Source organism: Mycolicibacterium aichiense (assembly GCF_010726245.1).
GTDB classification, from domain to species: domain Bacteria; phylum Actinomycetota; class Actinomycetes; order Mycobacteriales; family Mycobacteriaceae; genus Mycobacterium; species Mycobacterium aichiense.
Genome location: NZ_AP022561.1, coordinates 2496115 through 2519409, shown reverse-complemented (window position 1 = coordinate 2519409; position 23295 = coordinate 2496115). Strand labels below are relative to the sequence as shown.

At 67.2% G+C, this 23295-nt stretch carries 21 protein-coding genes; 3 read left to right on the top strand and 18 right to left on the bottom strand.

Going from position 1 to position 23295, the window contains the following annotated elements; genetic code table 11:
* Positions 1-29 precede the first annotated feature (29 nt).
* Genes meaB through mutA form a run of 3 tightly spaced genes read right to left on the bottom strand, consistent with a single transcriptional unit; the run spans position 30 to position 5117 of the window.
* Positions 30-1010 (bottom strand): methylmalonyl Co-A mutase-associated GTPase MeaB, encoded by a 981-nt coding sequence (gene meaB, locus G6N32_RS12190; protein ID WP_115319818.1) that lies wholly within the window; start codon positions 1008-1010, stop codon positions 30-32.
* On the bottom strand, positions 1010-3265 hold the full coding sequence (gene scpA, locus G6N32_RS12185; RefSeq protein WP_115319817.1) for a methylmalonyl-CoA mutase: 2256 nt from the start codon (positions 3263-3265) through the stop codon (positions 1010-1012). The genes meaB and scpA overlap by 1 nt, the downstream gene beginning before the upstream one ends.
* Position 3266: 1 nt before the next feature.
* Positions 3267-5117 (bottom strand): methylmalonyl-CoA mutase small subunit, encoded by a 1851-nt coding sequence (gene mutA, locus G6N32_RS12180; protein WP_115319816.1) that lies wholly within the window; start codon positions 5115-5117, stop codon positions 3267-3269.
* A 188-nt stretch (positions 5118-5305) separates the two neighbouring features.
* Between mutA and G6N32_RS12175 the strand changes: the two genes are divergently transcribed.
* On the top strand, positions 5306-5965 hold the full coding sequence (locus G6N32_RS12175; protein WP_115319815.1) for a TVP38/TMEM64 family protein: 660 nt from the start codon (positions 5306-5308) through the stop codon (positions 5963-5965).
* A 23-nt stretch (positions 5966-5988) separates the two neighbouring features.
* On the opposite strand, the gene G6N32_RS12170 is transcribed toward G6N32_RS12175, so the two are convergent.
* The 6 genes from G6N32_RS12170 to G6N32_RS12140 form a co-directional block, all read right to left on the bottom strand.
* The gene (locus G6N32_RS12170; protein ID WP_232077616.1) at positions 5989-6657 is read right to left on the bottom strand and encodes a hypothetical protein; all 669 of its coding nucleotides are present in this window, start codon (positions 6655-6657) and stop codon (positions 5989-5991) included.
* 61 nt (positions 6658-6718) lie between these two features.
* A complete protein-coding gene (locus G6N32_RS12165; protein ID WP_232077615.1) occupies positions 6719-7063 on the bottom strand; it encodes a hypothetical protein in 345 nt (114 codons plus the stop codon).
* 237 nt (positions 7064-7300) lie between these two features.
* Positions 7301-8386 (bottom strand): Rv0964c family protein, encoded by a 1086-nt coding sequence (locus tag G6N32_RS28820; protein WP_232077614.1) that lies wholly within the window; start codon positions 8384-8386, stop codon positions 7301-7303.
* Positions 8387-8392: 6 nt separating this feature from the next.
* Positions 8393-8722, bottom strand: coding sequence for a WXG100 family type VII secretion target (locus tag G6N32_RS12150; protein WP_163789242.1), 330 nt, complete (start codon positions 8720-8722; stop codon positions 8393-8395).
* Between the two features lie 115 nt (positions 8723-8837).
* Positions 8838-10082 carry an SPFH domain-containing protein gene (locus G6N32_RS12145; protein WP_115319811.1) on the bottom strand — a complete coding sequence of 415 codons (1245 nt, stop codon included), beginning with the start codon at positions 10080-10082 and terminating at the stop codon, positions 8838-8840.
* Positions 10083-10094: 12 nt separating this feature from the next.
* Positions 10095-10529 (bottom strand): NfeD family protein, encoded by a 435-nt coding sequence (locus G6N32_RS12140; RefSeq protein WP_115319810.1) that lies wholly within the window; start codon positions 10527-10529, stop codon positions 10095-10097.
* Between the two features lie 77 nt (positions 10530-10606).
* Here G6N32_RS12140 and G6N32_RS12135 point away from each other — a divergent pair, with 77 nt between their 5' ends.
* On the top strand, positions 10607-11467 hold the full coding sequence (locus G6N32_RS12135) for an Rv1486c family protein (protein ID WP_115321114.1): 861 nt from the start codon (positions 10607-10609) through the stop codon (positions 11465-11467).
* Here G6N32_RS12135 and G6N32_RS12130 read toward each other — a convergent pair.
* The 9 genes from G6N32_RS12130 to G6N32_RS12090 form a co-directional block, all read right to left on the bottom strand.
* Positions 11436-12491, bottom strand: coding sequence for a ferrochelatase (locus tag G6N32_RS12130; protein ID WP_115319809.1), 1056 nt, complete (start codon positions 12489-12491; stop codon positions 11436-11438). The genes G6N32_RS12135 and G6N32_RS12130 overlap by 32 nt on opposite strands.
* Positions 12492-12501: 10 nt before the next feature.
* Positions 12502-13311, bottom strand: a complete 810-nt coding sequence (inhA, locus tag G6N32_RS12125; RefSeq protein ID WP_115319808.1) for an NADH-dependent enoyl-ACP reductase InhA — start codon at positions 13309-13311, stop codon at positions 12502-12504.
* A gap of 19 nt (positions 13312-13330) precedes the next feature.
* Complete coding sequence (gene fabG1, locus G6N32_RS12120) at positions 13331-14095, bottom strand: 3-oxoacyl-ACP reductase FabG1 (protein WP_115319807.1); 765 nt, start codon at positions 14093-14095, stop codon at positions 13331-13333.
* Between the two features lie 63 nt (positions 14096-14158).
* Positions 14159-15166 carry a VWA domain-containing protein gene (locus G6N32_RS12115; protein ID WP_102807737.1) on the bottom strand — a complete coding sequence of 336 codons (1008 nt, stop codon included), beginning with the start codon at positions 15164-15166 and terminating at the stop codon, positions 14159-14161.
* Positions 15163-16107: a DUF58 domain-containing protein gene (locus G6N32_RS12110; RefSeq protein WP_115319806.1), complete on the bottom strand. Its 945-nt coding sequence runs from the start codon at positions 16105-16107 to the stop codon at positions 15163-15165. The genes G6N32_RS12115 and G6N32_RS12110 overlap by 4 nt, the downstream gene beginning before the upstream one ends.
* The gene (gene moxR1, locus G6N32_RS12105; RefSeq protein ID WP_115321113.1) at positions 16104-17222 is read right to left on the bottom strand and encodes a chaperone MoxR1; all 1119 of its coding nucleotides are present in this window, start codon (positions 17220-17222) and stop codon (positions 16104-16106) included. Before moxR1 ends, G6N32_RS12110 begins: the two co-directional genes overlap by 4 nt.
* 130 nt (positions 17223-17352) lie before the next feature.
* A complete protein-coding gene (gene ripB / locus G6N32_RS12100; protein ID WP_115319805.1) occupies positions 17353-18042 on the bottom strand; it encodes an NlpC/P60 family peptidoglycan endopeptidase RipB in 690 nt (229 codons plus the stop codon).
* Positions 18043-18056: 14 nt separating this feature from the next.
* The gene (ripA, locus tag G6N32_RS12095; protein WP_115319804.1) at positions 18057-19523 is read right to left on the bottom strand and encodes an NlpC/P60 family peptidoglycan endopeptidase RipA; all 1467 of its coding nucleotides are present in this window, start codon (positions 19521-19523) and stop codon (positions 18057-18059) included.
* A gap of 192 nt (positions 19524-19715) precedes the next feature.
* Complete coding sequence (locus G6N32_RS12090) at positions 19716-20279, bottom strand: Rv1476 family membrane protein (protein WP_115321112.1); 564 nt, start codon at positions 20277-20279, stop codon at positions 19716-19718.
* Positions 20280-20465: 186 nt separating this feature from the next.
* On the opposite strand from G6N32_RS12090, the gene acnA reads away from it, so the two are divergent.
* Complete coding sequence (acnA, locus tag G6N32_RS12085; RefSeq protein WP_115319803.1) at positions 20466-23291, top strand: aconitate hydratase AcnA; 2826 nt, start codon at positions 20466-20468, stop codon at positions 23289-23291.
* The last annotated feature ends 4 nt before the right edge of the window (positions 23292-23295 follow it).

Below are 23295 nucleotides of genomic sequence, written 5' to 3'. Positions count from 1 at the left end.
GCCATTTCGTTAGCTTGACGCGCGGGGCGTCAGTTTGACTGATCCGCGGCGTCGAGGATTCGCTGCGCGGCCAGCGCGGCGGTCAGCTCACCGTCGCGCACCTGCCGTTCGATCTCGCCGCGTTGCGCCCGGACAGCCGGATGGTTCAGCACCCGGTCCAAGACCGCATCGCGCACCATCGACCACGTCCAGTCCACCTGCTGCGCGCGCCTGCGGGCGTCGAACTCGCCCGCCTTCGTCAACACGTCGCGGTGCCGGCACACCGTGTCCCACATCTCCCGCAGACCGGTACCCTCCACCGCGCTCATCGTCAAAACCGGTGGGCGCCAGAGTGTTTCACGAGGATAGATCAACCGTATCGCGGCGGTCAGCTCTCGTGCCGCCGCCTTGGCCTCGGTCGCGTGTTTCCCGTCGGCCTTGTTGACCACGACGATGTCGGCGAGTTCCAGCACACCTTTCTTGATGCCCTGCAGCTGATCGCCGGTGCGGGCCAGGGTGAGGAAGACAAAGGTGTCGACCATGTTGGCGACGGCCACCTCGGACTGCCCGACGCCGACCGTCTCCACCAGGATCACGTCGAACCCGGCGGCCTCGGCGAGCACCATCGTCTCCCGCGTCGCCTTTGCCACACCGCCCAACGTTCCCGAGGTCGGCGACGGCCGGATGTAAGCGTCGGGGTGCACGGCGAGCCTGGCCATGCGCGTCTTGTCGCCCAGAATCGAGCCGCCGGTGCGAGTGGACGACGGGTCGACGGCCAGCACCGCGACCCGGTGCCCCAGCTCGATGAGGTACATCCCCAGCGCCTCGATGGTGGTCGACTTGCCCACCCCGGGGACGCCGGTGATCCCGACGTGAAGAGCCTTTCCCGCGTCGGGCATCAGCTCGAGGAGCAGCTGCTGGGCCTGGTCGCGGTGATCGGCGCGGGTCGACTCGACCAGCGTGATGGCCCGAGACAGCGCCGCGCGATCGCCGCCGCGGATCGCCTCGGCCAGTCCGGGGATGTCGGGCATCAGGACAGGCTGTAGCCGAGCCGATCGGCGAGCTTGTGGAGTAGATCGACCGCGGCGTCGGCGATCACCGTGCCCGGCGGGAAGATCGCCGTGGCGCCAGCGGCATAGAGCTCGTCGAAGTCGCCGGGCGGGATGACACCACCGACGACCACCATGATGTCGGGTCGCCCCACCTCGGCCAGTGCATCGCGCAGCGCAGGCACCAACGTCAGGTGGCCGGCGGCCAGCGACGACACCCCGACCACGTGCACGTCGTTGTCGGCGGCCTGGCGCGCGACTTCCTCCGGGGTGGAGAACAGCGAGCCGACGTCGACATCGAAGCCGATGTCGGCGAACGCCGTGGCGATGACCTTCTGGCCGCGGTCGTGGCCGTCCTGGCCCATCTTGGCGACCAGGATGCGCGGCCGCCGGCCGTCGGCCTCGGCGAACTTCTCCACCAATTCGGTTGCGGTGCTCACGTTCTGGGCCTTCCCGACCTCGTCGCGGTACACCCCGGCGATGGTGCGGATCTCGGCCTGATGCCGGCCGTACACCTTCTCCAGGGCGTCGGAGATCTCGCCGAGGGTGGCCTTGGCGCGGGCGGCGTTGATCGCCAGGACCATCAGGTTGTTGCCCAAGCCGTCGTCACCGGCAGGTCCGGAGGCGGCCGCGGCGCGGGACAGGTCGTCCAGCGCGGATTGCGTCGCGTGCTCATCCCGCTCACTGCGCAACTGCGCCAGCTTGGCGATCTGCTCGGCGCGCACCCGGCTGTTCTCGACCTTGAGGACCTCGATGTCCTGGTCCTCGTCGACCTGGTACTTGTTCACCCCGATCAGCGGCTGGGCACCGGAGTCGATGCGCGCCTGGGTCCGCGCGGCGGCCTCCTCGATGCGCAACTTCGGGATGCCCTCGTTGATCGCCTGCGCCATGCCGCCGTGCTCGGCCACCTCGGCGATGTGCGCGCGGGCCTTCTCGGCCAGCTGGTGGGTCAACCACTCCACGTAGTAGGAGCCGGCCCACGGGTCGATGGGCCTGGTGGTGCCCGACTCCTGCTGCAGCAGCAGCTGGGTGTTGCGCGCGATCCGCGCCGAGAAGTCGGTGGGCAGCGCCAGCGCCTCGTCGAGGGCGTTGGTGTGCAGCGACTGGGTGTGACCCTGGGTCGCCGCCATCGCCTCGATGCAGGTCCGCGCAACGTTGTTGAACACGTCCTGGGCGGTCAGCGACCAACCAGAGGTCTGCGAATGCGTGCGCAGCGACAGCGATTTGGGGTTCTTGGCGCCGAACTCGGCGACCAGCTCACTCCACAGCAGCCGACCCGCCCGCAGCTTGGCGACCTCCATGAAGAAGTTCATCCCGATGCCCCAGAAAAACGACAGGCGCGGCGCGAACTTGTCGACGTCCAGCCCGGCGTCGCGGCCGGCCTTGAGGTACTCCACACCGTCGGCCAGGGTGTAGGCCAGCTCGAGATCGGCTGTGGCCCCGGCTTCTTGGATGTGATAGCCCGAGATCGAGATGGAGTTGAACTTCGGCATCTTGGCGCTGGTGTAGGCGAAGATGTCGGAGATGATCCGCATCGACGGCTTCGGCGGATAGATGTAGGTGTTGCGGACCATGAACTCTTTGAGGATGTCGTTCTGAATGGTCCCGGCCAGCTTCTCCGGCGACACCCCCTGTTCTTCGGCGGCCACCACATAGAGCGCCAGGATCGGCAGCACCGCGCCGTTCATGGTCATCGACACGCTCACCGCGGACAGGTCGATGCCGTCGAACAACTGGCGCATGTCGAGGATCGAGTCGATCGCCACCCCGGCCATCCCGACGTCACCGGCGACACGGGGATGGTCGGAGTCGTAGCCGCGGTGAGTGGCCAGGTCGAAGGCCACCGACAGACCTTTCTGACCGGCGGCCAGGTTGCGCCGGTAGAAGGCATTCGATTCTGCGGCAGTGGAGAATCCGGCGTACTGCCGGATGGTCCAGGGCTGGTTGACGTACATGGTCGGGTATGGCCCGCGGATGAACGGCGGTTCCCCGGGGAAGCTGTCCAACGGGTATCCCGCCGCGACGACGGCGTCGCGGTCGGCTCCGACGTAGACCGGCTTGACGGCGATGCCTTCCGGGGTCTGCCACTCCAGCTGCTCGGCGGTGTAGCCGTGCGCCGACGCGGCGGCGGCCACATGGTCGTCGACGGCGGCCTCGGTTGGCGCCGGTGCGGGCCGGTCACCGTGCAGCGGCACGTCGGCGAAGCTGGGTACTGTGCCCGTGGTTGACGTGGTCATATCAGGCCCCCAATCGGGTGAGCAGGGACGAAAGAGCTTCGACCGCATCGATTTTCGCGGTCAGATAGCCGTCGGGTTTGGACGCCGCATCCGCGACGGCCTTCTCCGGGCCGGCCAGGTAGATCTGAGTCAGGCCCGCGCCCCGCGCGGCCGCCACCACATCCGAGACGTCGGTTCCGTAGCGCGCGTCGGTGCCACAGAGCACCGCGACCGTGGCACCACTGTCGGCGACGGCAGCGGCAACGGTCGCGGCGTCGACGGTGCCGGGGTTGACGGTCTCGATCCCGCCGGAGGCCAGCAGGTTGGCGGCGAACGTCGCGCGGATGTTGTTCTCGGCCAGCGGGCCCAGCGGCAACAACAACACCTGCGGACGCGCGCCGGTGCGCTCGAGGAAGGCGTCGGAGCGGTCCCGCAACTCCTCGAACCCGGCGGCGTAGCGCCGCACGGTGTCTGACGAGTTGTAGTGCGGCAGCGGCGGTTCGGCGAGGTTCGGGAATTCGTTGACCCCGGTGACCGAGGTGCGGCGGTGGGCGATGTCGTCGGCTCGGCGTGCCCGCACCTGCTCGATCTGCTCGGCGACGTGATCGACGGCCGCGCCGAATCCGCCCCGGGACTCGATGTCCTGGAAGTGCGACCAGGCTTGGGCGGCAAGATTTTCGGTGAGGTCCTCGACGTACCAGGAACCGCCTGCCGGATCGAGCACCCGCCCGACATGCGACTCCTCCAGCAGCAGCAGCTGGGTGTTGCGGGCAATGCGGCGGGCGAAACCGGCGCTGATCCCGGGGAAACCGCTGGGGATCGCGACGTCGAACGGCAGCACCGTCACGGTGTCCGCTCCCCCGACCCCGGCGCCGAAGGCCGCCAGCGTGGTGCGGAGCATGTTCACCCACGGGTCGCGCTGAGTCATCATCGGCAGCGAGGTGACCGCATGGACGGTGGCGGCCCCACTGTCGGGGTGGCCGAGCACATCGGCGATCCGGGCCCAGAGTTGGCGGGCCGCACGGAATTTCGCGATCGTGAGGAACTGGTCGTCGTCGGCGACCAGCCGGAAGCTGATCTGGCGCAGCGCATCGGAGACCTCGACGCCGGCGTCGGCCAGGGCCCGCACGTACTCAACTGCGGCCCCCAGCGCGCCCGCGAGTTCCCATGCGGCGTTCGCGCCGCGGTTGTGGAACGCCGGTCCGTCGACGGTGATCGCGCGCACGCCCGTGCTACCTGCCAGGTTCGCGGCGACGCTGGTGACCTCATCGAGGCCCGGTCCGCTTGCACCGCTGAGCGTCGCGGTGAGCGGGTCGGCACCAAGGTCGATCGACATCGTGGCGCGCTGGGCGCCGTCAGCGCCGGCGATCAGGGTCAGCACCGCCTCGGCGGCGGCGGCGAACTGCGCCCCGGCGTCCAGGATCACCGGCGCCAGCTCGAGGAACACCCCCTCCAGGAGCCGGTCCAGGTCGGCGGGCGCGACGCCGGTGTCGCCGACGCGCAGCACCAGCGCACTGACCCCGTCACCGAGCGCACCCAGCACCGCGGCGTTGCCGTCGGCAACCTGGCCGGAGGCTCCAAATATCTCGGCGACTTTCCAGCCCGCGATGACGTCACGATGGGCGTCGCCGCCGCGGACGAACGGCCAGGTGCCGGGCAGCGGCGATTCGGGCAGCGCGTCGAGTGCGGTGTAGAGAGGCCGGATCGAGAAGCCCTCGTAAGTGGCTGAGTCCAGCAGCCTTTCGGGCTCGGCGGGCAGATCCGCCGGGTCTTTGCGGCTGCTCTTGGCCAGCACGCCGGCTACCCCGGTGCGCCAGCGGGCGCGGCCTTCCTCAACCTCTACTGACACCGGCAACTCCTGTTGTCGCAGCATGGGGCAGCCCGTCGCGGGACCAGCCATCAGACCATCAGGCTAAATGATCACTCGAGCCGTGACGTGGCCGACTATGGCTACCCGCCGGTAACCGGCGTCGCACCGCGGGGCGTTCGCGCGGAAGGGCCGTAACCTTGGTGAACGTGACATCGAAGGTCCGCAGCACGTGGCGCAGTGTGCGCTCAGCGATGATCTCCACGGCGCGCCAGATTTCCCGGACGCGCCTCATCGCCACTGCCGTCGCCGCTGTGATCCTCATCGCAGTCGTGTTGCTGGTGCCGTTGCCGACCGCCGTGCAGCTGCGGGACTGGGCAACGTCTCTCGGAATCTGGTTTCCGTTGGCTTTTTTCGCGGCCCACATCGTCGTGACCGTCTTCCCGTTCCCGCGCACCGCGTTCACGCTGGCCGCGGGCCTGCTGTTCGGTCCCGCGTTGGGGGTGGGGATCGCGGTGGTGGCCAGTGCGCTCAGCGCGCTGCTCGCACTGCTGCTGGTGCGCGCGCTGGGCTGGCAGTTCAGCAAGCTGGTCAGCCATCCGGCTCTCGCGACCGTCGACGCCCGGCTGCGCGCTCGCGGCTGGCAGGCGATCTTCTCTTTGCGGATGATCCCCGCCGTACCGTTCTCGGTGCTCAACTACGCCGCCGGCGCATCGGCCGTGCGGGTGATGCCGTACCTGTGGGCGACGCTGGCCGGTCTGATCCCCGGCACCACCGCCGTGGTCTTCCTCGGCGATGCCCTCACCGGAAACGTCAGCCCGCTGCTGGTATTGGTGTCGGTGTGCACCGCGGCCGTCGGTATCGCGGGCCTGGTCTACGAGGTCCGGACCCATCGGAGGGCGCACGTCGAATAGTGCGCGGTGACTGCTGCCGAGTGCTAGGTGTGCGCCACCGCAGTTGACCGACCGCGAAGTATTTGTTCGATTCGATCCAACAGTTCGTTCCGGTCAGCATTGGCGCCGTCGTGCCACGCCACGACAGCGCCGTACAGGTTGATCGGCTCGACGGTCAGTTGCAGGCCCAGCATCACCGTCTTGGGCGCATCGGTAGGCGAATCCTCGGGGCGGTAGGCGATCTCGACCTGCAAAGCCTTGGCTCCGCTGACCGAGTTCGCGATCCACTTGGGCGTGATGGCCTCGACCTGATCCCGCGTGAGCTCGCCGGGACGGATTTTGGGGTCGGCAACCCTGATGGTCAACGTCGACGGCGTAAAGCGGAGCGAGCATCTGTTCCACATGCGGAAAGTGGCGTACATCATGAGAAGCGTCGCGAGGAGAAGGAGTATGCCGGCGAACCGTAGCCAAACTGGGTTGCCAGGCACATACCCCGCATAGATGCCGGCGATTCCCATCAACGGAAGCGCGAAGTTCAACAGATAGGCGCTTGCCTCATACCAAGGAACGTACCGGCAGACGATGTCGTCGGGCGTTCGAGTGACACCCGCACGCATTATGCGGCGCTTGCCCACGACACCGAAACTCGCTCCGCAAAAGCACATGACAGCCCAGTACCAGGCCAACCCCTTCAGAAATGCCAGCACGGCCACGAGTACGAATGCGATGCCAAGGGAGAACCGAAGCACGCCTGGCCAGCGCCGATTCTTCTCACTACCGGCTGCCATGGTTTGCCTCCGCTTCCATTGCCTGCACATCGGTACGGACAGTCAACTGAATGGGTTCACGGACAACCGGCGAATCCCTTAGCACGCTCGTGGTGAGCTGCACGATCAACGTTTCCGGTTCCATCGCCGCGATTCGAGACCGGCAGATGCTGTCGAGGGGTCCGAATTGGTGAGCGAATTCCATCGCTAGTGTGCCTGCGACACCAGACCCCTCCTCCGCCGCCGTGAGCTGTCGGCTTCGTTCGCGACATCCCGGTACCGACTGCAATTGCTGGTCAGCCAACATCGCGAACACCTCGCCGCAATCAAGCACGGCCTCGACGCGATGCATGGTAAGCACTGCATTGGCGCAAAACTCATTGGCAAGCGGGTCGCTGCGACATACCCATAGAGCTACTCCTGGAGCAGAGTCATAGGGGTCCCAGCCCGGAGGCAGCGTCACTTGAACCTCGCAACCCGGAGATTGATCGACTGGGACCACCGAGATGGCTCGCTCAACAACGAACTCATCGAATCGCATTGTCGCCACCAGAAATCGCGCTCCATGAAGCGGCAAACACCCTGCTGATCACTCCCACAGCGCCTCGACCGCCTTGGACGCGCCCAGCGCGAAGAACCCGCCGACGACAGCGCCGGCCACCAGGCCCACCGCTGTCCCTGCTCCAGGGATGACCGACCCGATCGCCGCACCGGCAGCCGCGTCGGCGGCAAGAGTGCCGGCGGCCCCACCGAAGACAAGCGCGGCACCGGTGCCTGCCGCCTCGCGGGTGACCGCCTCGGGTACGGAGTTGCCGTCGTGGATATCCGACATCACGGCGGGTACCGCGGTGACCGCACCCACGACTCCCCCAACGCGCGAGATTCCCCGCAGTTCGACGCCACCGATCTTCATGTCCTCGAGCCACTTCAGCAGCCCTGGGTCGGCCTTGCCAGGACCGGTGCCGGGGGATTCGTTGATCAAGTTCAGCGCCGTCTGACGTACTCCGTCGGCCGTTCCGCCCGCGATGGCACCGGCGCCTCCGATCAGCAGGTCCGTCTTTGACGGGACCCAATGGTTGCCGTTCTCTCCAGCCGGCTCGGCACCCTGCGAGGAGGTAGGTAGCAACATGTCGCTGAGCGAGCGCGGCGGACTACTCAGGCTGGCCTCCGGGGAATTACTCGGGATCGCGGTCTTTCCTGCTGCCATGTTGATGGCATTCGCCAGCGCCATGTCGACCAGGTTGGCCTCGGCCACGATCTTGTCCAGGCGGGGTTGCAGCTGCGCCTCTTTCAGTTCAACCTCGACCGGGTTGCGAACCTTCGGACCCGGCAGCACCGTGTCGGAGATCGGGTCGATCTCCATGTCCAGAGACTCAGCATCGGCTTTCAGGCTCGCCAGCTCGGACTTGATGCGCTCGATGTTGTCCGCGGCGCTACGCGCCGCATCGGCCACCACCGACGCCTCGTTGCCATGGGCGTCAAGATCTTTGCGGGTTTCACCGATCGCGCCGCTCGCCGCCTCAGCGGCGTGGCCACCCCAAGTCTGAAACGCCGGCAAGCTCGCCAGACCGTGCGCGGCGTCGAAACTGGCCTGCGCCCGACTGCTCGCGGCGTGGAACACCTCACGCACGTCGTCGGCGTTCCAGCGCTCGATGTCGGCAACGGTCAGCGCCACCGGCGGCTAACCCCCGGCCTGCCGAGTGCGTGCGTTCGCGGCCTCCCCCGGTGCCGCCAACGTCTCGCTGTGTCGCTGTTCCATCTCCACAAATCCCTCAGCACTGGCGTGCAGCCCCTGAGCGTGATCGCTCAGCCTGTCGCACAGCGCCGCCGTAGTCGACAGCCATTGGTCGGAGAGGGCACTCATGGCGACTGCCGAAGCGCCGTGCCAGCCAGTCAACGCGGCATCAATACGGGCTGCAGCCGCCGCATGCTTGGTGGCGACGTCCTCGCCGTGTCCGACCACCGCGGCAGCCGAGGCCGCAACCTCACCGATGTTCACCTGAAGCGACATCACATCTCCCATCAGACGTGGGCACTTCTGAATATCAGCAAACGACGTTGGGGTGCCAGTCACCCAGGTGTGACCCGGCCAGAGTCACAGCAAACTGACAGCGGCGGGCTTCGAGCTACTGCGGTTCGGAGCCGTGCCGTGGCGCATACTGCGGGTCAGCCGGCGGCGCCTGCTGCTCGGACAGCGGCGGATACGACACCGGCGGTGCGCCGATCTGCGTCGGCGGCGGAATCGGCGCGGCGCCCACCGGGGGCACGGTCGCGCGAGCTTCGGCCTCGGCCTTCGCCACCGCCTGGGCGATCGCCGGGTCGGTCTGCGTGTCGAACCAGTCGGCGACCTCGGCTGCGTCCTCCTCGTCAGACTTGACCGGATGGTCGTCAACCGGCGACGGCGTGTACCGGAACACCCCGTCCTCTCCGGGTGCGCCGAGCATCTTGGTGAAACCCTGCAGCGCCGAGCCGAAGTCGCTGGGCACCAGCCACACCTTGTTGGCCTCGCCCTTGGCCATCTGCGGCAGCGTCTGCAGATATTGGTAGGCCAGCATCTCCGGGGTGGGGCGGCCTGCCTTGATCGCGGCGAACGTTTTCTCGATCGCCTTGGCCTGGCCCTGCGCCTGTAGGTACGACGCCGCCCGCTCACCCTGGGCCCGCAGGATCCGGGACTGCCGCTCAGCCTCGGCGGCCAGGATCGCGGCCTGCTTGGCGCCTTCGGCCGCCAGGATCTGAGCCTGCTTCTGACCCTCGGCCTGCTTGATCGACGCCTCCCGGCTGCCTTCCGCGGTGAGGATCATGGCGCGCTTCTCGCGATCGGCGCGCATCTGCTTCTCCATCGAGTCCTGGATGGACGGCGGCGGGTCGATGCTGCGCAGTTCGACCCGCGCCACCCGAAGGCCCCAGCGTCCGGTGGCTTCGTCGAGCACCCCGCGGAGCTGCCCGTTGATCTGGTCACGTGATGTCAGCGTCTGCTCGAGGGTCATGCCGCCGACGACGTTGCGCAGCGTCGTGGTGGTCAGCTGCTCGACGCCGACGATGTAGTTGCTGATCTGGTACACCGCCGCCTGCGGGTTGGTGACCTGGAAGTACACGACGGTGTCGATGTTGACGGTCAGGTTGTCCTCGGTGATCACCGGTTGCGGCGGGAAGGACACCACCCGCTCGCGCAGATCGACACGGGCGCGAACCTTGTCGATGAACGGGATCAGCAACGTGAGCTGCCCTGAGACCGTCTTGCTGTAGCGCCCCAGCCGCTCGATGACGGCCGCCTCGGCCTGCGGGATCAGGGCGACCGACTTGGCGACGACGATGATGGCGAACACCACCAGCACCGCGAGCAGAACCAGACCGGCTATGGCACCGTCCATGACGAGTTCTCCTTACTCGTTGCGCCAGACGACCGCGGTGGCACCGTCGATGTGCATGACAGTGACGTGGTCGCCCGGCTCGTAGACATCGTTGTCGTTGAACGGCCGCGCCGTCCAGATTTCGCCGTCGAGTTTCACCTGACCTTCATGGCGGGAAACCCGGTCGAGCACCAGCGCGCTCTTGCCTTCCAGCGCCTTGACCGGTTCGGGCAGGCCCTTCCCGGCAGTGAACTTTCGTCGTAGCGCCGGACGAACCAGGGCCAGAAGTACGACCGAGACCACCAGGAAAACCGCGCCGTCCGCCCAGACCGGCCAGTCGAGCAGCCAGCTGGAGCCGGCGGCGGCCAGTGCACCGCCGGAGAGCATCAGCAGGAACATGTCGCCGGTCAGTGCTTCGGCACCGGCAAGGCCCAGCGCGAACACGAGCCAGATCAGCGCCGCGGGCATAGTGCCAGGGTACGCGGATGCCGATCCCGCGGTTGCGGAAAGCCGGTTCGGTGCCGAACCACTACACTGCGAGCATCATGTGGTGCCCTAGTGTTTCGCTCTCCGTCTGGGCCAATGCCTGGCTCGCCGGCAAGGCCGCACCCGACGACGTCCTTGACGCGCTATCAGCCTGGGCGCCAACGCATTCGGTGATCGCCTACGATTCGGTGGCGGCCGGCCATACCGGCCTGCCGTGGCCTGATGTCGACGACGCGGGTGCGGTGTCGCTACTGCAGACGCTGCGCACGGTCGCCGGTCGCGCGCTCGACGCCGGGCCGCCCGCGATCAGCGTGGCACTGCCGGTGCCCGGCGATGTCCGCGGCCTGGCGGCGGGCACCCAGTTCCAGCGCGACGCCCTGTCCGCCGGCGAGGCGATCATCGTCACCAGTCCGTTCGGCGACACCATCGGCATGGTCCCCGATTTCGAGTACGACGACACCGAGGATGAACTGCCGGACTGCGATCGGCATCCCGAACTGTGCTCGCTGTCCTGGACGGTGTACTCACTGCCGTCGCGCCCCGTCGTGGATCACCTCGACCTCGGCGAGGCGGAATACGGTCTGCGGTCGGCGGTCCGGTCGGCCGCCGAGGCGCTCGGTGCGCTGGAACTCGGCGCCGCAGGCGGTATCGATGATCCGCGCGGTCTTGTCGAGCAGGTGCTGGAGACCGGTCGCCTCCACCGCGCCCCCGACCACGCTCCGACGCGGGCGCTGCGGGTGCTCGAGAACGCCGCGCACGTCGACGCGATCATCACGGTCAGTTCAGGACTCATGCCGATCGGCACGCAGAGCTCGTCGGAGGCTCAGATCGCCAACGACGCGCTGCGACCACTGTCGGCGCTCGTGCGGTCCGCGCGGATCGCCGCGGTCACCTCGATCCTGCACTCGGCCTGGCACTGACTTCACAGTCGGGCGTGCAGAACGCGCCGTTCACGCTGCAGCCGTAGCCTGGAACCGGTTGAGCTCCAGCCACTTTTGCGGGTTCGCCGCCGTCACGCACTTCGTCGACGAGGTCGAGTACCAGCTTCGCGAACCGGCGCTGAGCATTGGGCGTCGAGGCCCGCGCCAACGCGACGCCGAGGCCCTCGGCCTGCTCGCGCAGTTCGCTGTCGAGGTCCCACACCACCTCGATGTGGTCGGCGACGAAACCCACCGGGCAGACCACCACGGCCTTGGTCCCCGCTTCGGCCAGCACCGAGAGGTGATCTCCCACATCGGGTTCCAGCCACGGCACCTGAGGAGGGCCGGACCGGGATTGCCAGACCACGTCGAAGTCGTCGTAGCCCGCCGCGGCGGCCACCAGCGACGCGGCGTAGCGGACCTGGCGGGCATATAGATCCGGGCCGCACCGATCGGCGGCCCGCACCGGTATCGAATGTGCGGTGAATACCAGCCGGGCGCCGGCCCGCAGCGGCTCGGGCAGCGTCGCGGCGGCGTCGGCGATCGCGTCGGCGAACATCGCCACCAGCAGCGGATGGTCGAAGAACTGGCGCATTTTCACCAGCTCCGGCGCACCGTCGCCAACCGCCGCGCGGGCTCGGGCGATGTCTTCCTGATACTGCGTGCACCCCGAGTAGCCGCCCCACGCCGAGGTGGAGAACACCGCGGCTCGTCGCACACCGTCGGAAGCCATTGCGGCAACGGTGTCTTCGATCATGGGATGCCAATTTCGGTTGCCGAAGTACACCGGCAGCTGTTCACCGCGCTCGGCGAGTTCGGCGCGGATCTCCTCGATCAGGGCGCGATTGATCCCGTTGATCGGTGAGACGCCGCCGAAATGCAGGTAGTGCTCGGCCACAGCGGTCAGCCGCTCCGGCGGTATCCCCCGGCCGCGGGTGACGTTCTCCAGAAACGGCATCACCTGCTCCGGCCCCTCCGGGCCACCGAACGACAGGATCAGCAGCGCATCAAATGTGGTGGGCACGATGGCGTAGCTAGAGAAGCTGGGTGCTGGCGCCGCCGTCGGCGAAGATGATGGTTCCGGTGGTGGCGGGCAGCCAGTCGGACAGCAGCGCGCACACGGTCTTGGCGACCGGCGTCGGGTCCTTCATGTTCCAGCCGAGCGGGGCGCGCTGATCCCAGCCCTCCTCCAGCAGCTGCATCTGCGCCCCGGCCTCCTCGCCGAGAGCGCCGCCGACGATGGCGCTCATGGCCAGTGTGCGGATCGGGCCTGCCGCAACGAGATTGGATCGCACACCGACCTTGCCCGCCTCGCGGGCGACGAACCGGTTGACCGATTCCAGTGCGCTCTTGGCGACCGTCATCCAGTTGTAAGCCGGCATCGCGCGGGTGGGGTCGAAGTCCATGCCGACGATCCCGCCGCCCGGATTCATCACCGGCAGAACAGCTTTGGCCAACGATGCGTACGAATAGGCCGAGATGTGAATACCCTTGGCGACGTCCTCATACGGGGCGTCGAAGAACGGGTTGATACCCATGCCGGTCTGGGGCATGAACCCGATGGAGTGCACCACGCCGTCGATCTTGTTGCCCTCGCCGATCACCTCGGTGATCCGGCCGGCCAGCGAATCCAGGTGCTCCTGGTTCTGTACGTCGAGTTCGAGCAGCGGCGCCGGGTTCGGCAGCCGGTCGGCGATCCGCTGGATCAGCTTCATCCGGTCGAAGCCGGTGAGCACCAGTTCGGCGCCGGCTTCCTGCGCCACCTTGGCGATGTGGAATGCGATGGACGAGTCGGTGATGATCCCCGTGACGAGGATCCGCTTGCCTTCGAGAAGCTCTGCCATGTGAAAGTCCTTTTCTCTCTTAGTGGCCCATGCCCATGCCGCCGTCGACCGGGATCACCGCGCCTGCGATGTAGCCGGCGTCCTCCGACGCCAGGAAGCTGACTGCTCCGGCCACATCCTGGGCGGTGCCGACCCGCTTGGCCGGGATGAAGTCCAGCGCGCCTGCCTGGATGCGCTCGTCGAGCGCGCGGGTCATCTCGGTGTCGATGTAACCGGGCGCCACCACGTTGGCGGTCACGCCGGCCTTGGACAGTTCGCGGGAAATCGACCTGGCCATACCGATCAAGCCGGCCTTGGCGGCCGCATAGTTGGCCTGGTTGCCGATCCCCCACATGCCCGATACCGAACCGATGTAGATGATCCGGCCAAAACGCTTGCGCTGCATGCTGCGCGACGCCCGCTGCGTCACCCGGAACGCGCCGGTGAGGTTGGCGTTGATGACCTCTTGGAAGCGTTCTTCGGTCATCCGCATCAGGAACGCGTCCTTGGAGATGCCCGCGTTGGACACCAGCACCTCGACCGGTCCCTGGTGCTCCTCGACTTCGGTGAACGCCCGGTCGATGGCCGCGGTGTCGGTGACGTCACACTCGACGCCGAACAATCCCTCGGGCACCCCTGAGCCGCGGTGGGTGACGGCGACCTTGTGCCCGTCAGCGGCCAACCGCTGCGCGATCGCCAGGCCGATCCCCCGGTTTCCACCGGTGACCAGGACGGAACGTGAGACAAACGGCGGTTTGACGGCCGGTGCGGCGTCGGCCGATTCTGCGGCAGCGGTTTCGGACATGGGAGTCAACTTAATGCCTGCCGTCGGCCGGACCGAAATCCGCCAACGGCGATTTCACCGGAATCAGCCCGGCAGGCGTCGGTTGACCAGCAGTGCGGCCAGCGCCGCGAGGGCCAGGACCAACGCGCCGAGGCGCAACCATCCGGTGCTGGCGTCACCCTTGGTGGTCTCGTAGCCGATCTGATCCTGCAGTGAGGTGAAGACCTCCTTGAGCTGCTGCAGGCTCGATGCGGTGTAGGCGTTGCCGCCGGAGAGCTCGGCGATCTTCTTGAGCATGTCGTCGTCCACCGGGACCGGCTGGCGCTGATCGTTGATCTCCACGTAGCCGTACGGAGTGCCGAACGACACCGTGGAGATCGGCACGCCCTGATCCTTGGCCGTGCGGGCGGCGGTGAACGCACCCTTGGGGTTGTCCGGGTTGGACGGCACGGTTTCCTTGCCGTCGGACATCAGCACGATGCGCGCCGGCGGCGGGGTGTCGCCGCCGCCGATGACGGCGCCGACGGTGGCGATCGCCTGCAGCGAGGTGAAGATCGCCTCGCCGGTGGCGGTGCGGTCGGCCAGCTGCAGCTTGTCGATGGCGTTCTTGGTGGCTTCCCGGTTGGTGGTCGGTGACACCAACACGGTCGCGGTACCGGCATAGGCGATCAGGCCCAGGTTGATGCCCGGGGTCAGCTGGTCGGCGAACTGCTTGGCCGCCTCCTGCGCCGCGGCCAGCCGGCTCGGCTCGACGTCGGTGGCGCGCATCGACTGCGAGACGTCGATGGTCAACATCACCACCGCGCGGTTACGCGGAATCCGCACGTCGTGCGTCGGTCCGGCCATTGCGATCGTCAGCAGCACCAGCGAGGCGATCAGCAGGATCGCCGACAGGTGCCGCCACTTGTTGGGCCGTTTGGGCGCAACACTTTCCAGCAGCTCCATGTTGGCGAAGCGCAGGAATCGCTTCTGGCGCGCGAACTGCACGACGACGTAGAGCCCGACCAGTCCGGCGATGACGAGCAGGAACAAGAAGAACCACGGGTGTTCGAAGCCGCCAAGCGTCATCGGCCCGAGCAACGGCAGGGTCATTGGCTGCCCGCCAGTGCACCGCGCCGACGGGAGGCGACGAACCGCACGATGTCGGCGATCCAGTCACGGTCGGTGCGCAGGGTCATCAGCGGCGCGCCGCAGCGGCGAAGGGTGCGCGCCACTTCCTCGCGGTGCACCGCGGCGGCGCGGGCGAAGTCGGCGCGCAGCTGTTCGTCGATGGTGAATTCGCGGGTGACCCCGGACTCGGTGTCCTGCAGGATCACATCGCCGACCGGGGGCAGTTCGACGTCACGCGGGTCGAGCACCTCGATGCCGAGTACCTCGTGGCGCGCGGCGATCGCGCGCAGCGGCCGCATCCAGGTGATCGGGCCGAGGAAGTCGCTGATCACCACGGCCATCCCGCGCCGGCGTTCGGGCCTGCGCAGCGCATCGATGGCCGCGGCCAGATCGCCACGCACCCCGGCCGGGGCCTGCGGCATGGTGGCGATCGTCCGCAGCAGAGTCTGCTCGTGCATCCGGCCGGACAACGCGGGCACACGGGTGATCTTGTCGCCGTTGGCGATGATCGCGCCGATCCGGTTGCCGCCGCCGCTGTTGAGGTAGGTGATCGCCGCCGCGGCGGCCACCGCCAGGTCTCGCTTCTCGCAGCCGGTGGTGCCGAAGTCCAGGCTGGCCGACATGTCGACCACCAGCCAGGTCTCCAGCTCGCGGTCGGCGATCATCTGCCGCACGTGCGGGTGGGTGGTGCGGGCGGTGACCGACCAGTCCATCCGGCGCACATCGTCGCCGGGCTGGTACATCCGCGACTCGCCGGGCTCGGAGCCCGGGCCGGGGATCAAGCCGAGGTGGTCACCGTGCAGCACCCCGTCGAGCTTGCGCTTGACCGTGAGCTCGAGGGTGCGCAGCGCCGCCGAGAGCTTGGCGTCACCGATCTCACCGCGCTGAAAGGACGGCGGGTGGACGGTTTCGGATTCGCTCACCGACCGTTGGCACCCGCCCCGGCGGGAACCACCGGCGGCGCCGAATGCCCTTGCTGCGAAACAGCATTGACCTGAGGCAGGGCAACCGTTTGCAGGATGCGGTTGATCACCGTCTCGGCCTTGATGTCATCGGCAAGCGCGTCGTAGGTCAGCACCAGGCGGTGGCGCAGGACGTCGGGGATGACGTCGATGACGTCCTGCGGGATGACGTAGTCACGGCCGCGGACCAGCGCCAGTGCGCGGGCGGCGGCGATGATGCCCAGCGACGCACGCGGTGACGCGCCGAACGCGATCCAGGCCTTGACGTCGGGCAGACCGAACTGCTCGGGGCGCCGCGTCGCCGTGACGACCCGGACCACATAGTCGACCAGAGCATGGTGGACGAAGTTGTTGGCCGCGACGTTCTGCAGGCGCAGCAGGTCGCCGGTCTCGAGGATCTGCTTGGGCTCCGGCGGGGTGACACCCATCCGGTAGATGATCTCGCGCTCTTCTTCCGGCGACGGGTAGTCCACGTTGATCTTGAACAGGAAGCGGTCGCGCTGGGCTTCCGGCAGCGGGTAGACACCCTCGTTCTCGATCGGGTTCTGGGTCGCCATCACCAGGAACGGCTTGGGCAACTCGTAGGTTTTACCCCCGATGGAGATCTTGCGCTCGGCCATGACCTCCAGCAGCGCGGACTGCACCTTTGCCGGGGCGCGGTTGATCTCGTCGGCCAGCAGGAAGTTCACCACCACGGGGCCGAGTTCGATGTCGAATTCTTCCCGGCCCTGGCGGTAGATGCGGGTACCGATGATGTCGGTGGGCACCAGGTCGGGAGTGAACTGGATGCGGGCGAAGGTACCGCCGACCACCTTGGCGAACGTCTCGACCGCCAGGGTCTTGGCGACGCCCGGCACACCTTCGAGCAGCACATGGCCCTTGGCCAGCAGCCCGACCAGGATCCGCTCGACCAGTTGGTCCTGGCCGACGATGATGCGCTTGACCTCGTAGATCGCCCGTTCCAGGGTGTTCACCTCGCCGGCCAGACCGTTACCGCCCGACGGCGGGGCGGCCGGGGCTCCGCTCGGCCCGGCAAACGATCCGGGGCCTGCGGGCGACCCACCTGGTGACGTCATCGACTTCCTCCACGAGCTGTTGGTTTTGGCGGGCACGCCGTGCCCTGCCACAACTATTCCAGGCGTTCTGAGATCCGTCGACGTGCCCCATTCGCTGGCGCGTCGATTCCGGAGCCGGCCGGCGAGCGCGTCAGGTCTCGATGATGCGGGTCAGGTACGGCGTCATGCCCGCGGTGCGGACCGGGCTGACGGTCACATGACCGGCCGCCGACGACGCCTCGAGCATCTGGCCGTTGCCCAGGTAGATGGTGACGTGCTGGGTCCCGCCGGGTCCGTAGAAGATCAGATCGCCGCGCTTCGCCTGTGACGGCGGGATGTGCCGGCCGGCGTTGTACTGGTCACCCGAGTACTTGGGAATCTGCACCCCGACGCCGGCGAAGGCGTAACGGGTGAATCCCGAGCAGTCGTAGCCCACCTTGCCGGCGTCTTCCTCCACGCCGGCACTGGGCCCGTTGATCGCGCCGCCACCCCAGGAGTACGGCACGCCCTGCTGTGACGCGCCCCGCGCGATGACGTATTCGATCGCCTGCGGTCCGCGGACCCGCCCGCCGGCCAGCGCCGACGGGGAGCCGCCGAAGCCCAGACCGGACAGGAACTTGCGGCCCAGGTCCATGGTCGCCTGAGCGGCCTGCTGGGTCACCTGCAGCGACGCGTTGGCCATCGCGACCGGATCACCGGGTGCTCCCGCGCTCAGGATCTTGGGCAGCGTCGGATCCCACTCGCCCGGATCGGCATTGGCCGGGCTGGCGATGCCCAACCCGAGCGTGAGTGCCGCCAGGATCGTCCCGACGAAGAGCCGTCGAGAAGTGTTGCGAGACATGGGTGAAACCTTCGTCAGTATTCGATGTAGCGGATGACGAACGGTGTCATGCCGCTGGTGCGCACCGGTGAGATCTTGACGTTCGATCCGGTGTAGGGAGCCTCGAGCATCTGGCCCTGGCCCAGGTAGAGGGTCACGTGCTGGCTACCGCCGGGGCCGTAGAAGATCACGTCGCCGCGACGCATCTGCGACGACGGGATCTTGCGGCCCATGTTGTATTGCGACCCCGAGTAGTGCGGCAGCTTGATGCCGACACCGGCGAACGCATAGAGGATCAGCCCCGAGCAGTCGAACCCGACGGTTCCGGCGCCGCTGTCGATGCCGTTGCTGGGGCCGGTGGCGGTCCCGCCGCCCCACGAATACGGCACGCCCATCTGGGACATGGCGCGTTTGATCACGTATTCGGAGGCCTGCGCGCCGTACACGTACGGGATGGCGCCGTTGGTGATTCCGGTGTCGTCGGGCTTCAGGATGCCGAGCTTCTGCAGGAAGCTCTTGCCCATCTGCTTGGTTGCGTTCAGCGAGGACGACGAGATCTGCAGGACGGCGTTGATGATCTGGATCGGGTCGCCGGAGACGAACGCGCTGGGCACCATCGGCAGGGTGGTGTCCCATTCGGAGGCGCTGCCGTAGGGCGGGATCGTTCCCCCGCCCGGCGCTTTCGGCGAACCGGGGGCGGCCGGGTCCCAGCGATCCCCCGGGGTCGCCGGGCCGGTCGCCGCCGACTGTGGAACGGCCGCAGGCGAATTCGCGGGCGCCGACTGCTGAACCAGAGTGCGGGCGGCGTCGAGCTTGTCCTGGGCGGTCTTGCGCTCGGCGGCCAGCCGGTTGATCTCGGCCTGCTGGTCGGTGAACGTCTGCTTGGCCGCGGTCAGCGCGTCGACCGCGGACTGCTGGCTGGCCTCGGCGTCGGCGAGGGCCTTGTCGGCGCTCTCCTTGGCCAGCCGGGCGGCGGATTCGGAGTTGATCTGCTCGGTGCGGGCGCGCTGGAGGTCGGTCATCACCTGCTGCGAGCTGACCGCGAGGGTCTGCCCGGCCGATGCGGTGGACAGGATCTCCTCGGGGTTGGTCGCCATGACCAGCGACGCGGACGGACCGTTGATGTAGGTCGCGGCGGCGAACGTGTCGAATCGCTTCTGGGCGTCGGCAATTGCGGCGTTGGCGTCTTTCACGCCCTGCGCGCTGGCGTCGACCTTCTCCTGGGCCGCGGCAGCGGCGTCACGCGCGGTCTGGACGTCGACGAGTGCCTTGTTGACGCTTTCCTGCTCGGCCTGCACCTTGGCGCCGATGTCCTGCAGCCGCTGGTTGGCGTCGGCCACATCGGCAATGAGGCCGGCGATCGTATTCGGCGCGGCACCGGGCTCGGCCTGGGCCAGTCCGGGCATCGTGAACGTCATGGCGACGCTGAGCGCCAGCGGGCCCACCGGCTTGGCGATCCGAATGGCCGGCCGGACAAGAGAGCCGCGAAGGGAACGTCTCATTCGACCCTGGTCTCCTCTGCTTCACACGTGCAGTCACGCCAGCAACAGATGTCACATGAGTCACATCATTAACAATGGCGACAGTTGCACCGTACGTCACATTTGTCGCAGAGGAAACTTCCGGCAAGAATTACATGTTTGTCATTTACGGGATGTTGCCGAAAAGTAATCTTATTGATTTGCCAGGGATGGCTATTTTCCCTGATCAGACACCGTATCGCTAGGTTGCGAACGGCGGGCCCGAAGCTGCAGAACTCGGGTCAAAACAGCCGCTACAGCCACCCCGATCACAAGCGTGATCGTTAATCCCATCCAGGGAAAGTCGGGGGTTTGCAATTGGTCGACAAATGCCTGCGTACCGACAACCGGATTGGGGGCCGTCTTGGCCACGTCCTGACCCGCCTCGAGGATGACGCGGTCGTAGGTGGTGCTGTAGGTCCCTGCCCACCCGGGGCTGAGGACGAGCACCGTCGAGCCCGGACTGTCCTGCCCGATCTCGGTCGCGATGTCGCGCAACGGCGTGTCGATCGCCGGACTCTTGTCCATCACGACGACCTTCAGATCGATGCCGTGCTCCTTGGCCGAGGCCACCACCTTCTGGAGGGCGGCGACATCGGTGGCCGGCGCGGCGACACCGTCGGCAGCCACGTCCGCCTTGACCGCGGCCAGGCACTGGTCGATCGGAGTCGACGGGGCAAGCCCGGCACTGCTGCACACCTCCACCGGGATGTAGGTCGGCGCGTGCGGAATCGTCACGATCGGAAACGGTACCGCGCGCCCCACCCCAGGGGTGGCACCACGCGCCGGAGAAGACAAGACTGGAGCATGGCCTGCGGCCGTGGCGGATATCGATCCGCCCGCTTAGCAGGACAACCGTACTGTTAGTATGGAGACCGGTGTCGACACAGCCCGTCGGCATCGAGGACAACGCCGGGAGTTGATGTGAGCAGCGAAAATTCGTCGAATTCGTCCCTGAACACTTTCGAGGCGCGCGACACCTTGAAGGTCGGCGACAACAGCTACGAGATCTACCGCCTCGACGCGGTTCCCGGCACCGAGAAACTTCCCTACAGCCTCAAGGTGCTGGCCGAGAACCTGTTGCGCACCGAGGACGGCGCCAACATCACGAAGGACCACATCGAGTCCATCGCGAACTGGGATCCCTCCGCCGACCCGAGCGTCGAGATCCAGTTCACCCCTGCGCGGGTGATCATGCAGGACTTCACCGGCGTCCCCTGCATCGTCGACCTGGCCACCATGCGCGAGGCCGTCGGCGACCTCGGCGGTAACCCCGACCAGGTGAATCCGCTGGCCCCGGCCGAGCTGGTGATCGACCACTCGGTGATCATCGACGTGTTCGGCAGCGCGGACGCCTTCGAGCGCAACGTGGAGATCGAGTACTCCCGTAACGGCGAGCGCTACCAGTTCCTGCGCTGGGGTCAGGGTGCCTTCGACGACTTCAAGGTCGTCCCGCCGGGCACCGGCATCGTTCACCAGGTCAACATCGAGTACCTGGCGCGCGTCACCATGGTCCGCGACGGGGTGGCCTACCCGGACACCTGCGTCGGCACCGACAGCCACACCACGATGGTCAACGGCCTCGGCGTGCTGGGCTGGGGTGTCGGCGGCATTGAGGCCGAGGCCGCGATGCTGGGCCAGCCGGTCTCGATGCTCATCCCCCGGGTCGTCGGCTTCAAGCTGAGCGGCGAGATCCAGCCCGGCGTCACCGCGACCGACGTCGTCCTCACCGTCACCGAGATGCTGCGCAAGCACGGCGTTGTCGGCAAGTTCGTCGAGTTCTACGGCACCGGCGTCGCCGAGGTGCCGCTGGCCAACCGCGCCACCCTGGGCAACATGAGCCCCGAATTCGGTTCCACTGCAGCCATTTTCCCGATCGACGACGTCACCATCGACTACCTGCGCCTCACCGGGCGCAGCGATGACGAGCTGGCCCTGGTCGAGGCCTACGCCAAGGCGCAGGGCATGTGGCACGACCCCGACCACGAGGCCAAGTATTCCGAGTACCTCGAGCTCGACCTGTCCACCGTCGTGCCCTCGATCGCCGGGCCCAAGCGCCCGCAGGACCGCATCGAGCTGTCCGACGCGAAGTCGGCGTTCCGCAAGGACATCCACAACTACGTCGAAAACGGCAACCCCGCCCCGCAGACCAAGCTGGACGAGGCCGTCGAGGAGTCATTCCCGGCCAGCGACCCGGCGGTGCTGTCGTTCGCCGACAACGGTTCGGAGCCACTGCACTCTGCGGCCGCCGGCGCCGAGGGCCGGCCCACCAAGCCGGTGAAGGTCCGGGCCGAGGAGCGCGGTGAGTTCGTGCTCGACCACGGCGCGGTCGCGATCGCGTCGATCACCTCGTGCACCAACACCTCCAACCCGTCGGTCATGCTCGGCGCCGCGTTGCTGGCCAAGAACGCCGTCGACAAGGGCCTGACCGCCAAGCCGTGGGTCAAGACCTCGATGGCCCCCGGTTCCCAGGTCGTCAGCGACTACTACGACAAGGCCGGCCTCTGGCCGTACCTGGAGAAGTTGGGCTTCTATCTCGTTGGCTACGGCTGCACCACATGCATCGGTAACAGCGGTCCGCTGCTCGAGGAGATCTCGAAGGCCATCAACGACAACGACCTGACGGTCACCGCGGTGCTCTCGGGCAACCGCAACTTCGAGGGCCGCATCTCCCCCGACGTGAAGATGAACTACCTGGCCTCGCCGCCGCTGGTGATCGCCTACGCGCTGGCCGGCACGATGGACTTCGACTTCGAGACCGATCCGTTGGGCAAGGACACCGACGGCAACGACGTGTTCCTCAAGGACATCTGGCCGTCGTCGAAGGACATCTCCGACACCATCGCCTCGGCGATCAACCAGGAGATGTTCACCAAGAACTACGCCGACGTGTTCAAGGGCGACGAGCGCTGGCAGAACCTGCCAACGCCGTCGGGCAAGACATTCGAGTGGGACCCCAACTCGACCTACGTGCGCAAGCCTCCGTACTTCGACGGCATGCCCGCTGAACCGCAGCCGGTCAGCGATATAACCGGGGCCAGAGTTCTTGCCCTGCTGGGTGATTCGGTAACCACCGACCACATCAGCCCCGCAGGCAACATCAAGGCGGGCACCCCTGCCGCGCAGTACCTGGACAGCAACGGCGTGGGCAAGTTGGACTACAACTCCTACGGGTCTCGCCGCGGCAACCACGAGGTGATGATTCGCGGCACGTTCGCGAACATCCGGTTGCGCAACCAGTTGCTCGACGACGTGTCCGGTGGCTACACGCGGGACTTCACCCAGGATGGCGGACCGCAAGCCTTCATCTACGACGCCGCGCAAAACTATGCGGCACAGAACATTCCGCTGGTGGTGCTGGGCGGCAAGGAGTACGGCTCCGGCTCGTCGCGCGACTGGGCGGCCAAGGGCACCAGCCTGCTGGGTGTGCGTGCGGTGATCACCGAGTCCTTCGAGCGCATCCACCGGTCGAACCTGATCGGCATGGGCGTGATCCCGCTGCAGTTCCCGGCCGGGGAGTCGGCGGCGTCGCTGAAGCTGGACGGCACCGAGGTCTTCGACATCACCGGGATCGAGGAACTGAACAACGGCAAGACGCCGAAGACCGTTCACGTCACCGCCACCAAGGAGGACGGGTCGAAGGTCGAGTTCGACGCCGTGGTGCGCATCGACACCCCGGGCGAGGCCGACTACTACCGCAACGGCGGCATCCTGCAGTACGTGCTGCGCAACATGCTGCGGACCGGCTAGTCGC